Here is a 13,981-nt window from a genome sequence, read left to right on the forward strand (position 1 = left end):
GCTGCGGAGCGCGATTGCGGCCTGCCCCATCCGGCTTTCGGGCGGATCAGGAAAAACTGAAAAAAATGACGGGTTTTAGCGGGTTACAGCGGCGAAATGCGGCGAAAACAGCGGTTTCTCCGGCGGCTTGCAATTCCCGTGGACTTTGACCACAATATGACCTTGATTGCCCCGGTTCCGACCCGAGCCGGGGTTTTGTTTTGGTCGTCCGCGCCGCTCGCCAGTTTTTGCTTTTACCCGGCTGCCTGCGCGCGCCAGGATTCCGACCTTCACCGAGAACGCTCCGTCCGGGGCGTTTTCTACTTTTGTTTGGGAAACGACATGTCTGCCATTCCTTTGACCGTGCGCGGGGCCGAGCGCTTGCAAGAAGAGCTCCAGCGGCTGAAAACCGTGGAACGTCCTGCCGTTATCAACGCGATCGCTGAAGCGCGTGCGCAGGGTGATCTGTCGGAAAATGCCGAGTACGACGCTGCTCGCGAGCGCCAAGGCTTTATCGAGGGCCGGATTGCCGAGCTTGAAGGCACGCTTTCCAACGCCCACCTGATCGATCCTACCGCCCTGGATGCCGAAGGCCGCGCCGTGTTTGGCGCCACCGTCGACATCGAGGACCTGGACTCGGGCGATCGTGTGACGTACCAAATCGTCGGCGACGTTGAAGCCGACATCAAGTCGAACCTGATTTCCGTGTCCAGCCCGGTGGCGCGCGCGTTGATCGGCAAAAGCGAAGGCGATGTGGTCGAGGTCAAGGCCCCGGCTGGCGTTCGCGAGTATGAAGTCCTGGGCGTGCGCTACATCTGACGCCAACGTAGTAAGCTGGAAGTTGTCAAAACACCATAGTCCGAACCGTGCGTTCGACTGAATTCCGCGGTTTAATGCGGATCGCTATGGTGGACCGGGCGCGTAAAGCGCCCGTTTTTGTGCCTGCACTTACCTTTTCGTCGACTTGCGGCTGGTGCCGCTGCGTGCTCCGGCCCGCAGGCTGAGCGCGCTGCCGGCGCGGCGGGGAATGCCGTGACCGCTGGCGGTGGTCTTCCTGGTGCCAGGGCGCATGGGCTTGCCGTTCTTGTTGAGCTGGTCCTGGGGCACGAAGCGCGTCTTCGGCTTGGGCTCTTCGGATTCGCTGCGGCGCGGACGCTTGGCCAGGGTCTTGCCTTCGGCGGCCAGCTTCTTGGGCGTGTGCGGCTCAGAGGCGCGGCGCTTGGCAGGGCGTTCGGGTTCCATGGCGGCCAGCGCGGCGGGCTTGATGTTGCCGGCCAGCGGGCGGAACAGGATCAGCGTCTTGCCCAGGTGGTGCACCGGGGCGCAGGAAAGCGTGTCGCAGATGGTCGACAGCATTGCGTCGCGGGCCTCGCGGTCGTCGCCGCCGGCGCGCACCTTGATGAGGCCATGCGAAGTCAGCGCCAGGTCGATTTCCTTGAGCACGGCTTCGGTCAGGCCATTGTCGCCAATCAGGACGACGGGGCGCAAAGGGTGAGCGGCGGACCGAAGGTCGCTGCGCTCACGAGAGGTAAGTTCTAATATAGGCATGCGTGGAATTGTACGGTAATGGCCAAGAATAAATTCTCTAAAGACTGGATTCACCAGCACATCAACGATCCCTATGTGAAGCTGGCGCAACAGAAGGGCTACAGGGCCCGCGCCGCCTTCAAGCTGATCGAGATCCTGGATACCGAGAAGCTGATGCGCCGGGGCGACCTCGTGGTCGACCTGGGGTCGGCGCCCGGCAGCTGGTCCCAAGTGGCGCGCGAGCGCCTGGCGGGGCCGGGCGGGGTCGTGGACGGACGCATCATCGCGCTCGATATCCTGCCCATGGAACCCGTGGCGGGCGTTGAATTCATCCAGGGCGACTTCCGCGAAGATGAAGTTTTGAAACAATTGGAAGACATGGTCGGATCGCGCGCGGTGGACCTTGTTATTTCCGACATGGCCCCCAACTTGTCAGGGGTGGGTATTGCCGACTCCGCGCGCATCCAGCATGTGTGCGAGTTGGCGATGGAATTCTCCTGCGCCCACCTCAAGCCCAACGGGGCGCTGATCGTCAAGGCTTTCCACGGCAGCGGCTTTTCGCAGATCGTGGAATCCTTCAAGCAGCGCTTCAAGCGGGTGGTCGAACGCAAGCCGAAGGCATCGCGGGACAAATCCTCCGAAACCTTTCTGGTTGCGCGCGATCTGAAGTAGCCCGGGTCCGGGGCGCGCCGCCTCGGATTCGAAAAACCTACAGCCTGCCGGGACAACGACCAGAAAATTCGCGAATAAGACAAAACTCAGAGGGGCTCAGGCATCCCGGGACGCAATCTGGTCTGACAGGGTAGAATGAGCTATTGACATACTTGTGACTGTGCCATATGCGGGTGCGCGGTCGCCGGTCGGAATCGAAAGCAGGAGATCGACCTTGAATAATTCATTTTCGAAAGTCGCTGTCTGGATGGTGATAGCCCTCGTGCTGTTCACCGTCTTCAAACAGTTCGACGGACGCGCTCAGACCCAGGACGGCGTGACCTACACGCAGTTCATGGACGACGCCAAGGCGGGACGTATCCGCAAGGTCGACGTCCAGGGCGACGTGCTGTACGTCACCCCTGACGCGGGCCGCGCCTACACGCTGACTTCGCCGGGCGACCTCTGGATGGTCTCCGATCTGCTGAAGTATGGCGTCCAGGTGTCGGGCAAGCCGCGCGAAGAGCAGTCGTTGCTGATGAGCATCTTCGTGTCGTGGTTCCCCATGCTGTTGCTGATCGGCGTCTGGGTGTTCTTCATGCGCCAGATGCAGGGCGGCGGCAGGGGCGGGGCGTTCAGCTTCGGCAAATCGCGCGCCCGCATGCTCGACGAGAACACCAACCAGATCACCTTCGCCGACGTTGCCGGCTGCGACGAAGCCAAGGAAGACGTCCAGGAACTGGTCGATTTCCTGCGCGACCCCAGCAAGTTCCAGAAGCTGGGCGGCCGCATTCCGCGCGGCGTGCTGATGGTCGGCTCGCCGGGTACCGGCAAGACGCTGCTGGCCAAGGCCATCGCGGGCGAAGCCAAGGTGCCGTTCTTCAGCATCTCGGGTTCCGACTTCGTTGAAATGTTCGTCGGCGTGGGCGCGGCCCGCGTGCGCGACATGTTCGAAAACGCCAAGAAGCACGCTCCCTGCATCATCTTCATCGACGAAATCGATGCGGTCGGCCGCCAGCGTGGCGCCGGCCTGGGCGGCGGCAACGACGAACGCGAACAGACGCTGAACCAGATGCTGGTGGAAATGGACGGCTTCGAGTCCGGCCAGGGCGTCATCGTCATCGCCGCGACCAACCGTCCCGACGTGCTGGATCCCGCGCTGCTGCGCCCGGGCCGCTTCGACCGCCAGGTCGTGGTGCCGCTGCCCGATATCCGCGGCCGCGAGCAGATCCTGAAGGTCCATATGCGCAAGGTTCCGCTGTCGCCCAACGTCGATGCGACCGTGCTGGCGCGCGGCACCCCGGGCTTCTCGGGCGCCGATCTGGCCAACCTGGTCAACGAAGCCGCGCTGTTCGCCGCCCGCCGCAATGGCCGCACGGTCGACATGTCCGACTTCGAAAAGGCCAAGGACAAGATCATCATGGGAGCGGAACGCCGCTCCATCGTGATGCCCGAAGAGGAACGCAAGAACACCGCGTACCACGAGTCCGGCCACGCGATCGTCGCCCGCCTGCTGCCCAAGACCGATCCGGTCCACAAGGTCACCATCATCCCGCGCGGCCGTGCGCTGGGCGTGACCATGCAGCTGCCTGAGACCGACCGCTACAGCATGGACAAGGGTCGTCTGCTGTCCACCATTGCCGTGCTGTTCGGCGGCCGCATCGCCGAAGAAATCTTCATGGACCAGATGACGACGGGCGCCTCGAACGACTTCGAACGCGCCACCGCCATCGCCCGCGACATCGTCACGCGCTACGGCATGACCGACGAGCTGGGCCCGATGGTCTATGCCGAGAACGAAGGCGAAGTGTTCCTGGGCCGCAGCGTCACCAAGACCACGCACATGTCGGAAGCCACCATGCAGAAGGTGGACACCGAGATCCGCCGCATCATCGACGAGCAGTACAGCGTTGCGCGCAAGATCCTGGAAGACAACCGCGACAAGGTCGAAGTCATGACCTCCGCGCTGCTCGAATGGGAAACCATCGACGCCGACCAGATCAACGACATCATCGAGGGCCGTCCTCCGCGTCCCCCGAAGACGCCTCAGGGCCCGTCGGATACGTCCGATACGCCGCCCACGGGCCTGGCGGCAGGTGGCAATACGGCTGCCGCTGTCTGAGGCTGCTCATCCTGAGTTATGGCAAATAACTTCCTTTGCGGGCGCTTCGAGTTTGATCTCGAGCGCCCGCTTGTCATGGGTATCGTCAACGTCACGCCGGACTCCTTTTCCGACGGCGGCCAGCATGACGATACGGATTCCGCAGTGGCGCATGCGCGCCAATTGATCGCCGAAGGCGCCCAGATCCTGGACCTGGGCGGCGAATCCACGCGCCCCGGGGCCGATCCGGTGTCCGTGGCCGACGAACTGGCTCGGCTGCTGCCGGTGGTGGAGGCGCTGCGCGATTGCGGCGTGCCCCTGTCCATCGACACCTTCAAGCCGGAAGTCATGCGCGCCGTGCTGGATGCCGGCGCGGACATGATCAACGACATCTACGGCTTCAGGCAGCCCGGCGCCGTCGAGGCGGTGGCGCATTCGCGCTGCGGGCTTTGCGTGATGCACATGAAGGGCGAACCTCGCACCATGCAGGCCGCCCCGCCCGAGTACACCGACCTGATCGGTGAAATCGGACTCTTCCTGGGGGCTCGCGCGCACAAGCTGCGCGCGGCCTGGATCGATCCTCGCCGCATCGTGCTGGACCCGGGCTTCGGCTTCGGCAAGACGGGCGACCAGAATTTCCAACTGTTGCGCCGGCTGTCCAGCCTGCGCAGCGCCGGTTATCCATTGCTGATCGGCCTCTCGCGCAAAACCATGATCGGCCAGGCTACCGGCCGGCCCGTGGGCGACAGGTTGCCCGGCAGCATCGCCGCGGCGCTTGCCTGCGTGGCGCGTGGCGCTTCCATCGTGCGGGTGCACGATGTGGCGGCCACGGTCGACGCGCTCAAGGTATGGCACGCGGCAGAACAAGGAGCACTCAGTTCATGATTCGACGCAAATATTTCGGTACCGACGGTGTCCGCGGCGAAGTCGGCGGTCCGGTGATCAACGCCGAATTCGCGCTGCGTCTGGGTTACGCGGCCGGCCGCGTCCTGGCGCGTGAGCACGCCGTGCGCGGCGGCAGCCGTCCGCAGGTCGTGATCGGCAAGGACACGCGGATCTCCGGCTACATGCTGGAATCCGCGTTGGAAGCCGGCCTGTCGGCGGCAGGCATCGACGTGCTGCTGGCCGGTCCGATTCCGACCCCCGCGGTGGCCTACCTGACCCGGGCGCTGCGACTGGTGGCGGGGATTGTCATCAGCGCTTCGCACAATCCGTACCAGGACAACGGCATCAAGTTCTTCTCGGCGCAGGGCATGAAGCTGCCCGACGAGATCGAGGCCGACATCGAAACCGCCCTGGACGAGCCGCTGGGCTGCGTCGCCTCGGAAGCGCTGGGTCGCGCGCGCCGCATGGGCGACGCGCAGGGTCGCTACATCGAGTTCTGCAAGAGCACCTTCCCCAACGATCTGGACCTGAACGGCATGACGATCGTGGTGGACGCCGCCCATGGCGCCGCCTACAACATCGCGCCGCACGTGTTCCGCGAACTGGGCGCCGAAGTGCACGCCATCGGCGTCAATCCGGATGGCTTCAACATCAATAAGGGTGTGGGCGCGCTGCATCCCGAGCTGCTGGCCAAGGAAGTGCACGCCCGCGGCGCTCAGTTGGGCATCGCGCTGGACGGCGACGCCGACCGCCTGCAGATGGTGGATGGCGAAGGCCGCATCTACAACGGCGACGAACTCATGTACGCCATCGTCCGCGAACGCATGCAGCGCGGCAAGGTGGACGGCGTGGTCGGCACGCTGATGACCAACTTCGGCTTCGAACGCGAAATGCAGCGGCTGGGCGTGGGCTTCGAGCGCGCCAATGTCGGCGACCGCTACGTGCTGGAGCAGATGCAGGCGCGCGGCTGGCTGTATGGCGGCGAAAGCTCCGGCCATCTGCTGTGCCTGGACTGCCATTCGACGGGCGACGGCATCGTCGCCGCGCTGCAGGTCCTGACTGCGCTGCGCCGCAACTCGGTCGGGCTGGCGGAGTGGGTGAGCGATCTGCGCATGTATCCGCAGAAGATGATCAATGTGCCGCTGACCCCGGGCCAGGACTGGAAGACGCATGCCGGCCTGAGCGCGGCGCGCAAGGCCGTCGAAGCCGAGCTGGACGGCCGCGGCCGCATCCTGATCCGCGCTTCGGGCACCGAGCCGAAGCTGCGCCTCATGGTCGAGGCCGAGGATGAAGCCCTGGCCGTGTCCTGCGCCGAGAAGCTTGCGGCCAGCCTGGGATAAACGCTGCCTTACGATTTCGAGCAAGGCCACCCGGCGCGTGACGGGTGGCCTTTGTTTGTTCAAGGGTTGTATAGATTTGTAAAGTTTTGTCGATTTGGGCGGAGGATTGATTTATTCGCTCCAGACTAAACTTCATAGTCACGTAACATATTGGTCAAGTCTTTGACATACAGGGCGTCCACACTGGCTGGACTCTCTAGGAGCTTCGCGCAATGCTGGAATTAGCACGCATCAATCCGAGCCGTAATGCCGCGGAACCTTGGACCGGCGCCGCCGCCAAGGTGCTGGTGGTGGGCTTGGCGCGCACCGCTGAAGAAATCGAGCAGATTCAACGCCTGCGCTACGACGTCTTCACCGAGGACATGGGCGCGGTGTTCCCCGACGCCCAGGACGGCATCGAGCATGATCGCTTCGATCCGTTCTGCGAACATCTGATGGTCCGCGAGCTGGATACGGGCCGCGTAGTCGGCACCTACCGGATCCTGACGCCGGAAAAGGCGCGAGAGGCTGGCGGGTATTACTCGCAGTCCGAGTTCGACCTGTCCGGGCTGGGCTCCATCCAGGACGAGCTGGTCGAAGTCGGCCGCTCTTGCACCCACCCCGACTACCGCAGCGGCGGCGTGATCATGCTGTTGTGGTCTGGCCTGGCCGAATACCTGCGCCGGGGCGGCTACCAGTACGTACTGGGCTGCGCCAGCGTCAGCCTGCGCGACGACGGCGTCACCGCCGCTGAAGTGTGGCGCACCATTTCCAAGCAGCTGCCGCAGGGCGATGAGCCGCGCGTGACGCCGCTGCACCGCTATCCGGTGGAAAAGCTCAACAGCACCTTGCCGGCGCGCGTGCCGCCGCTGATCAAGGGTTACCTGAAGCTGGGTGCCAAGGTCTGTGGCGAGCCCGCCTGGGACCCCGATTTCAACGCCGCGGATTTCCCGGTCCTGCTGAAGATGGACCGCATGGACGAGCGCTACCGCCGCCATTTCGGGCTGGATCAGCCCGCAACCGCCGCTGTCCAGCGCTGAGACCCCCATGCGCCGCCTGTTCCGCCGCATGAAGATCCGGTTGATACGGCGGGCCACCAGGCCCTTGCGCATGGAACTCAAGCGGCTGGATCGCGAAACCGATCTGTCGCCGTTCTAGCGCGTCGGCCCGGCAGGGCGGGGTCGGAACAGGGCGGCGCGAGCGCGCCGCCCGGCTGGTTCCTCAGAACTCCAGCAGTTCGAACGAAAAGCCCACCTTGTTCCACTCGGCTTCTTCCGCGCGCAGCGTGAAGTCGCTCAGGGGGTGCTGCGCCAGCCATTCGCGGTTGACCCGCACCACGATCGAGTTGTCGCGCACCGACGCGGTCAGCGGCAGCGGTTCGATTTCATTGCGGCGGCGGAACAGCAGCACCGCCAGGCGCAGGCTGAGGATGGCCTTCCATTGCGGGCGCGAGCGCACCAGCGGTTCCAGCTTGGTCAGCTTGCCCTGATGGCCGAGCGCAAGCAGCGCCAGCAACTGCTGGTCGGCGCGCGAGAACCCGGGCATGTCGGCGTTTTCCAGCACGTAGGCGGTGTGCTTGTGATACGCGTTGTGGGCGATGGACAGGCCCACTTCGTGCAGATCGGCCGCCCAGCCCAGCGCGGGGCGCAGCTCCGCGCGTTCCGGACCGTCCGGGAACATGGCGTCGAACAGCGTCAGCGCAGCGTGGTGCACGCGACGCGCCTGGTTGACGTCGACGTGGTAGCGCTTCATGAACTGGCGCACCGATTCATCGCGCTTGTCATGCTCGTCATCGCGGCCCAGCAGGTCGTACAGCACGCCCAGGCGCAAGGCGCCATCGCCGGTGTGCATGACGTCGATGCCCAGCTCGTCGAACAGGGCGCTCATGATGGCCAGGCCGCCGGGCAGCACGTCCGAGCGTTCGATCTTGATGCCGGGCAGTTCGGATGGGATGACGCGGCCCGAGCGGATGATGCGGTCCTTCAGCTTGTTCAGGCCGGCGCGCGTGATGCCTCGGTCCGAGAAGCGGCATTCGGTCAGGATGGCGAACAGCGCCTTGGCCGTGCCGGAGGAGCCGTAGGCTTCCTTCCAGCCCATCTTGCGGTACTGCTTGGCGATGACTTCGATCTCGCGGCGCGCGGCCAGTTCGGCCTGCTTCATCTGATGCGCGTCCACCACGCCGTCCGAGAAGAACTGGCGGCTGTAGCTGACGCAACCCATGTAGAGCGAGGACATCAGGCCGGGCTCGTGGCCTTTGCCGATGATGACCTCGGTCGAGCCGCCGCCGATATCGATGACCAGGCGCTTGTTGGGCGAGGGGGGCAGGGTGTGGACCACGCCGGAGAAGATCAGGCGGGCCTCTTCGCGGCCGGCGATGACTTCGATGGGAAAGCCCAGCGCGGCTTCGGCGCGCGGCAGGAAATCCCGGGTGTTGCGGGCAACGCGGAACGTATTGGTGGCGACGGCGCGGACCCGGTTGGGATGGAAGCTGCGCAGGCGGTCGCCGAAGCGCTCCAGCACGGCGATGGCTCTGTCGATGGCCTCGTCGCCCAGCCTCTTTTCGGAGTCCAGGCCGGCCGCAAGCCGGACGGTTTCCTTGAGGCGGTCGATCTGATAGATCTGGGGCGTACCGTCCTGTTGAACGATGCGTCCGATGGAGAGGCGGAAGCTGTTGGACCCGAGGTCCACCGCGGCCAGAAGTTGATCCATGCGGCTCGTAAATATTGTCTGAGAGGTGGCCCGATTATAGAGATCCCATGTGACAGCGCCCCCGCCCACGTTTTTTTTCTTATGGAACAGGGGTTTGCGGCATCTGATCCGCCTGCTATGCGTCCCGGTTTTGGCGTACGCTACGTATTTGCTGCTGTGTCATGGAACCGTCACTTTTTTGCAGTAAAACTCCACGCTCTCCCTACGTATGGAATCCGGTATGCCCTCACGCCCTCCTGCCGAGCCCTTGCTTCTGAACCGCGAGTTGTCGCTGCTGAAATTCAACGAACGCGTGCTGGCGATGGCGGAGAATCCCAAGACTCCCTTGCTGGAACGCCTGCGCTACGTCTGCATCGTCAGTTCCAACCTGGATGAGTTCTTCGAGATCCGGATTTCCAGCCTGAAGGAGCAGCAGCGCCAGTCGCCGAATCTGGTGGGGCCCGACGGCATGACGCCCGACCAGGCGTTCGACAATGTGCAGCAGGCGGTGCACGAACTGGTCAACCGCCAGTACAACCTGCTCAACGACGAGATCCTGCCGGCCATGCACGCCGAGGGCATTTCGTTGCACCACGCGTCCGAATGGAATCCGCAACAGCAGGAATGGGCGCGCGATGTCTTCAATCGCGACGTGATGCCGCTGCTGACCCCGATCGGACTGGATCCGGCGCATCCGTTTCCGCGGGTCTACAACAAGAGCCTGAACTTCATCGTGTCGCTGTCGGGCGCCGACGCCTTTGGCCGGCAGGCCTCGATCGCCGTGGTGCAGGCGCCGCGCGCCTTGCCGCGCCTGATCAAGATGCCGCAGGAGCTGTCGGGCCAGCCCGAGGGCTACATCCTGCTGACCTCGCTGCTGCGCGCCTTTGTCGGCGAGCTCTTCCCGGGCCTGGAAATGCTGGGCTGCTATCAGTGGCGGGTCACGCGCAACAGCGACCTGTTCGTGGACGAGGAAGAAGTCACCAACCTGCGCCACGCCTTGCAGGGCGAGTTGTCGCAGCGCAACTTCGGCGCCGCCGTGCGCCTGGAGATCGACAAGCTGACGCCGGTCGAACTGGAACACTTCCTGCAGCGCGAGTTCTCGCTCAAGGCCGAGGACACGTACCGCGTGCCGGGGCCGGTGAACCTGTCGCGCCTGATGCAGCTGTGCAACTCGGATTCGCGCCCGGATCTGTTGTTCCCGGATTACCGCGCGCCCGTGCCGGCGCCGTTCGACCGCGTGGGCGACAAGCCGGCCGAACTGTTCGAGGCCGTGGCCGAGCAGGACCGCCTGCTGCACCATCCCTACCAGTCGTTCCAACCCGTCATCGACTTCCTGACCGCCGCCGCGCTGGATCCGGACGTCATGGCGATCAAGCAGACCATCTACCGCACCGGCGAGGACTCCGAGCTGATGAAGATCCTGCTGGCCGCCGCGCGCGCCGGCAAGGAGGTGACGGTGGTGGTGGAGCTGATGGCCCGCTTCGACGAGCAGACCAACATCAACTGGGCTTCCAAGCTGGAAGAGGTGGGGGCGCATGTCGTGTACGGCGTGGTGGCGCACAAGACGCACGCCAAGATGGCCGTGGTGTTGCGCCGCGAAAAAGGGCGGCTGCGCCGCTATGCTCACCTGGGCACCGGCAACTACCACCCGCGCACGGCGCGCCTGTACACCGACTTCGGCTTGCTGACCGCCGATCCGAAGCTGTGCGAGGACATGGACAAGGTGTTCGCGCAGCTGACCGGGCTGGGCGCGCGCCGTTCGCTCAAGGCGCTGATGCAGTCGCCCTTCACCATGCACGACGGCATGGTGGCGCTGATCCGCGCCGAGGCCCGCGCGGCCAAGGCCGGCAAGCGTTCGCGCATCATGGCCAAGATGAATTCGCTCTTGGAAGAACAGATCATCGAAGAGCTTTACAAGGCCGGTCAGGCCGGCGTGAAGATCGACCTGATCGTGCGCGGCGTATGCGCATTGCGCGCCGGCGTGCCGGGGCTGTCCGAGAACATCCGGGTGCGTTCCATCGTCGGCCGCTTCCTGGAGCATTCGCGGGTCTTCTACTTCTACGCCGAGGGCGAAGAAACCGTGTACCTGTCGTCGGCCGACTGGATGGATCGCAACTTCTTCCGCCGAGTAGAGATCGCTTTCCCGATATACGACAAGACCCTGAAGAAGCGCGTCATCGACGAAGCCTTCACCTACGCCCTGCGCGACAACCAGCTGGCCTGGCAGCAACTGCCCGACGGCGACTACACCCGCGTCAAGAGCCGTCGCGAACCCTTCAACGTGCACCAGTACCTGATGCAGAAGCTGGGCGTGTAACGCCCGCCGCCCCGACCGGGGCGGTTTTCGAAGCAAGGCCTCCCATCTGTTCCGCCCCCTTTTTAGGATGGCGGCGTTCGAGGCAAATCCTCCCCAGATCCAGGCCGCGCGGATCCGGCTCCGCCGGTCCGCCACCGGCGCCCCCTGGGGGAGGCGCGCAGCGCCTCGGGAGGATCATGACTGTCACTATCCTGTCATGTGGGACTTCTATTATTCGAGGGTCGCTGAAAGACAGGCAGTTTTCCAAGCCTGCCAGACTCCTCCAACGAGCACAGAAGGAACCCTGATGTTCAAACGTGTCTTCAAACAAGTTTCCCTGGGCGTCGCGCTGAGCGCCGCCGTATTTGCCGTCCAGGCCGCCGACGTGACTGGCGCCGGCGCTTCGTTCCCGTACCCGATCTACGCCAAGTGGGCCTCCGACTACAAGGCCGCCACCAATAGCGCCGTCAACTACCAGTCCATCGGTTCGGGCGGCGGTCAGCAACAAATCATCGCCAAGACCGTCGATTTCGGCGCTTCGGACGATCCCATGAAGGCTGCCGATCTGGAAAAGAACGGCCTGCTGCAATTCCCGGCCGTCATCGGCGGCACGGTTGCTGTGGTGAACATCGACGGCGTCGAACCCGGCAAGCTGAAGCTGTCGGGCAAGGTCCTGGCCGATATCTTCCTGGGCAAGATCAAGAAGTGGGACGACGCTGCCATCAAGGCGCTGAACCCCGACCTGAAGCTGCCGGCCGCCGACATCATCGTCGTGCACCGCTCGGACGGCTCGGGCACCACCTTCGGCTGGACCAACTACCTGTCCAAGGTGTCGCCGGACTGGAAGTCGACCGTGGGCGAAGGCAAGGCCGTCAAATGGCCCGTGGGTCAGGGCGGCAAGGGCAACGAAGGCGTCGCCGCCTACGTCGGCCAGCTGAAGAACTCGATCGGCTACGTGGAATACGCCTACGCCAAGCAGAACAAGCTGGCCTGGACGCAACTGCAGAACAAGGACGGCAAGTTCGTCCAGCCGGAACAGAAGGCGTTCGCAGCCGCGGCCGCCAACGCCGACTGGAAGAGCGCGCCGGGCATGGGCGTGGTCCTGACCGACGAGCCGGGCGCCGATTCCTGGCCCGTCACCGCCGCCACCTTCATCCTGGTCCACAAGTCGCAAGACAAGCCGGCGCAGGGCAAGGCCGTGCTGGAATTCTTCGACTGGGCCTTCAAGAACGGCGCCAAGTCGGCTGAAGCCATGGACTACGTGCCGCTGCCGGAAGCCGTGACCAAGGAAATCCGCGCCGCCTGGGGCGAAGTCAAGGCCGCCGACGGCAAGGCCGTCTGGCAATAAAGGCTTGAGCGCGAGGGAGGCCGGCTGACAATGCCAATCTCCATCGCGCGCAATCCACAGCGGCCGCCGCTGGCGTTCCGGATACGGGATGCTGGCGGCGGTCCGCCGCAAGACCTTCGAAGTTTCTCCCCTGGTTTCCTAAGGAAAGTCCATCCATGAGCGCGGTAATGGATAATAGTGTGCCGCTTTCGCCCAGCGTGGCGGACTCCGTGACTACCGGCACGCCTTCGCCTATGAAGCAAAACAAAAACGCGCTGATGGATGCGCTATTCAAGAACCTGACCCGCCTGTTCGCCTTCCTGGTGTTCATCCTGCTGGCGGCGATTCTTGTTTCCCTGATCTACGGCAGCCGCGAATCGCTGGCCAAGTACGGCCTGTCGTTCCTCTGGCTCAACGACTGGGATCCGGTCAATTCGAACTACGGCGCCGTGGTGCCCATCATCGGTACGCTGCTGACCTCGGCCATCGCCCTGATCATCGCCGTGCCCGTGTCCTTCGGCATCGCCATCTTCCTGACCGAACTGTCGCCCACCTGGCTGCGCCGCCCCCTGGGCACAGCGGTCGAAATGCTGGCGGCGATTCCGTCCATCATCTACGGCATGTGGGGCCTGTTCGTCTTCGTCCCCGTGTTCCAGCAGTATGTGCAGCCCTTCATGATCGCCACATTGGGCAGCCTGCCCGTGATCGGCGGCATCTTCGCGGGGCCGCCCTTCGGCATCGGCATCTTCACGGCCGGCCTGATCCTCTCGATCATGATCATCCCGTTCATCGCCGCGGTGATGCGCGACGTGTTCGAACTGGTGCCGGCGATGCTCAAGGAATCCGCCTACGGCCTGGGCAGCACGACCTGGGAAGTGATGTGGCGCGTGGTGCTGCCCTACACCAAGTCGGGCGTCATCGGCGGCATCATGCTGGGCCTGGGCCGCGCGCTTGGCGAAACCATGGCGGTGACCTTCGTCATCGGCAACGCCTTCAAGTGGTCCGGTTCGCTGTTCTCGCCGGGCAACTCGATCGCTTCCGCGCTGGCCAACGAATTCAATGAAGCGGGCGGCATACAGAAGTCGGCGCTGCTGGAACTGGGCCTGATCCTGTTCCTGATCACGACCATCGTGCTCGCCCTGGCCAAGATGCTGCTGGTCCGCTTGTCCGCCAGTGAAGGCAAGAAAACCTGACGCGCCGCGAGCACA

The 13,981-nt window shown here is 64.2% G+C and carries 11 protein-coding genes; 9 read left to right on the forward strand and 2 right to left on the reverse strand.

Features of this window, described 5'->3' with window-relative positions; translation table 11 throughout:
• Nucleotides 1-321: 321 nt before the first annotated feature.
• Nucleotides 322-798 (forward strand): transcription elongation factor GreA, encoded by a 477-nt coding sequence (gene greA / locus IB257_RS15160; RefSeq protein WP_054451366.1) that lies wholly within the window; start codon nt 322-324, stop codon nt 796-798.
• Nucleotides 799-927: 129 nt separating this feature from the next.
• Here greA and IB257_RS15165 read toward each other — a convergent pair whose 3' ends face one another.
• Nucleotides 928-1,527, reverse strand: a complete 600-nt coding sequence (locus IB257_RS15165; RefSeq protein ID WP_054451365.1) for a YhbY family RNA-binding protein — start codon at nt 1,525-1,527, stop codon at nt 928-930.
• Nucleotides 1,528-1,545: 18 nt separating this feature from the next.
• On the opposite strand from IB257_RS15165, the gene IB257_RS15170 reads away from it, so the two are divergent.
• From IB257_RS15170 to IB257_RS15190, 5 genes are all read left to right on the forward strand, one after another.
• A complete protein-coding gene (locus IB257_RS15170; RefSeq protein WP_054451364.1) occupies nt 1,546-2,178 on the forward strand; it encodes an RlmE family RNA methyltransferase in 633 nt (210 codons plus the stop codon).
• A gap of 214 nt (nt 2,179-2,392) precedes the next feature.
• Complete coding sequence (gene ftsH, locus IB257_RS15175; RefSeq protein ID WP_054451363.1) at nt 2,393-4,279, forward strand: ATP-dependent zinc metalloprotease FtsH; 1,887 nt, start codon at nt 2,393-2,395, stop codon at nt 4,277-4,279.
• Nucleotides 4,280-4,297: 18 nt separating this feature from the next.
• Nucleotides 4,298-5,143 carry a dihydropteroate synthase gene (gene folP / locus IB257_RS15180; protein ID WP_054451362.1) on the forward strand — a complete coding sequence of 282 codons (846 nt, stop codon included), beginning with the start codon at nt 4,298-4,300 and terminating at the stop codon, nt 5,141-5,143.
• Nucleotides 5,140-6,483 (forward strand): phosphoglucosamine mutase, encoded by a 1,344-nt coding sequence (gene glmM, locus IB257_RS15185; protein WP_119450615.1) that lies wholly within the window; start codon nt 5,140-5,142, stop codon nt 6,481-6,483. Before folP ends, glmM begins: the two co-directional genes overlap by 4 nt.
• A gap of 212 nt (nt 6,484-6,695) precedes the next feature.
• The gene (locus tag IB257_RS15190; RefSeq protein WP_054451360.1) at nt 6,696-7,502 is read left to right on the forward strand and encodes a GNAT family N-acetyltransferase; all 807 of its coding nucleotides are present in this window, start codon (nt 6,696-6,698) and stop codon (nt 7,500-7,502) included.
• A 181-nt stretch (nt 7,503-7,683) separates the two neighbouring features.
• Here the strand turns inward: IB257_RS15190 and ppx are convergent, their stop codons facing one another.
• Nucleotides 7,684-9,171 carry an exopolyphosphatase gene (gene ppx / locus IB257_RS15195; protein ID WP_054451359.1) on the reverse strand — a complete coding sequence of 496 codons (1,488 nt, stop codon included), beginning with the start codon at nt 9,169-9,171 and terminating at the stop codon, nt 7,684-7,686.
• A 220-nt stretch (nt 9,172-9,391) separates the two neighbouring features.
• Between ppx and ppk1 the strand changes: the two genes are divergently transcribed.
• The 3 genes from ppk1 to pstC all read left to right on the forward strand — a co-directional run bounded on the left by ppk1 (nt 9,392) and on the right by pstC (nt 13,966).
• Nucleotides 9,392-11,467, forward strand: coding sequence for a polyphosphate kinase 1 (ppk1, locus tag IB257_RS15200; RefSeq protein ID WP_054451358.1), 2,076 nt, complete (start codon nt 9,392-9,394; stop codon nt 11,465-11,467).
• 286 nt (nt 11,468-11,753) lie between these two features.
• Entirely contained in the window at nt 11,754-12,794 is a 1,041-nt protein-coding gene (pstS, locus tag IB257_RS15205; RefSeq protein ID WP_054451357.1) for a phosphate ABC transporter substrate-binding protein PstS, read from the forward strand.
• 155 nt (nt 12,795-12,949) lie between these two features.
• Nucleotides 12,950-13,966 (forward strand): phosphate ABC transporter permease subunit PstC, encoded by a 1,017-nt coding sequence (gene pstC / locus IB257_RS15210; protein ID WP_054451356.1) that lies wholly within the window; start codon nt 12,950-12,952, stop codon nt 13,964-13,966.
• Nucleotides 13,967-13,981: the final 15 nt, after the last annotated feature.

Source organism: Achromobacter sp. ACM03, assembly GCF_014851665.1.
Classification (GTDB): domain Bacteria; phylum Pseudomonadota; class Gammaproteobacteria; order Burkholderiales; family Burkholderiaceae_B; genus Achromobacter; species Achromobacter aegrifaciens.

What these genes read in the sequence shown, in the direction of transcription:
- pstC (WP_054451356.1), top strand. Translation starts at nt 12,950, where the DNA reads ATGAGCGCGGTAATGGATAATAGTGTGCCGCTTTCGCCCAGCGTGGCG.
- pstS (WP_054451357.1), top strand. Translation starts at nt 11,754, where the DNA reads ATGTTCAAACGTGTCTTCAAACAAGTTTCCCTGGGCGTCGCGCTGAGC.
- IB257_RS15190 (WP_054451360.1), top strand. Translation starts at nt 6,696, where the DNA reads ATGCTGGAATTAGCACGCATCAATCCGAGCCGTAATGCCGCGGAACCT.
- IB257_RS15170 (WP_054451364.1), top strand. Translation starts at nt 1,546, where the DNA reads ATGGCCAAGAATAAATTCTCTAAAGACTGGATTCACCAGCACATCAAC.
- glmM (WP_119450615.1), top strand. Translation starts at nt 5,140, where the DNA reads ATGATTCGACGCAAATATTTCGGTACCGACGGTGTCCGCGGCGAAGTC.
- ppx (WP_054451359.1), bottom strand. Translation starts at nt 9,171, where the DNA reads ATGGATCAACTTCTGGCCGCGGTGGACCTCGGGTCCAACAGCTTCCGC.
- folP (WP_054451362.1), top strand. Translation starts at nt 4,298, where the DNA reads ATGGCAAATAACTTCCTTTGCGGGCGCTTCGAGTTTGATCTCGAGCGC.
- greA (WP_054451366.1), top strand. Translation starts at nt 322, where the DNA reads ATGTCTGCCATTCCTTTGACCGTGCGCGGGGCCGAGCGCTTGCAAGAA.
- ppk1 (WP_054451358.1), top strand. Translation starts at nt 9,392, where the DNA reads ATGCCCTCACGCCCTCCTGCCGAGCCCTTGCTTCTGAACCGCGAGTTG.
- IB257_RS15165 (WP_054451365.1), bottom strand. Translation starts at nt 1,527, where the DNA reads ATGCCTATATTAGAACTTACCTCTCGTGAGCGCAGCGACCTTCGGTCC.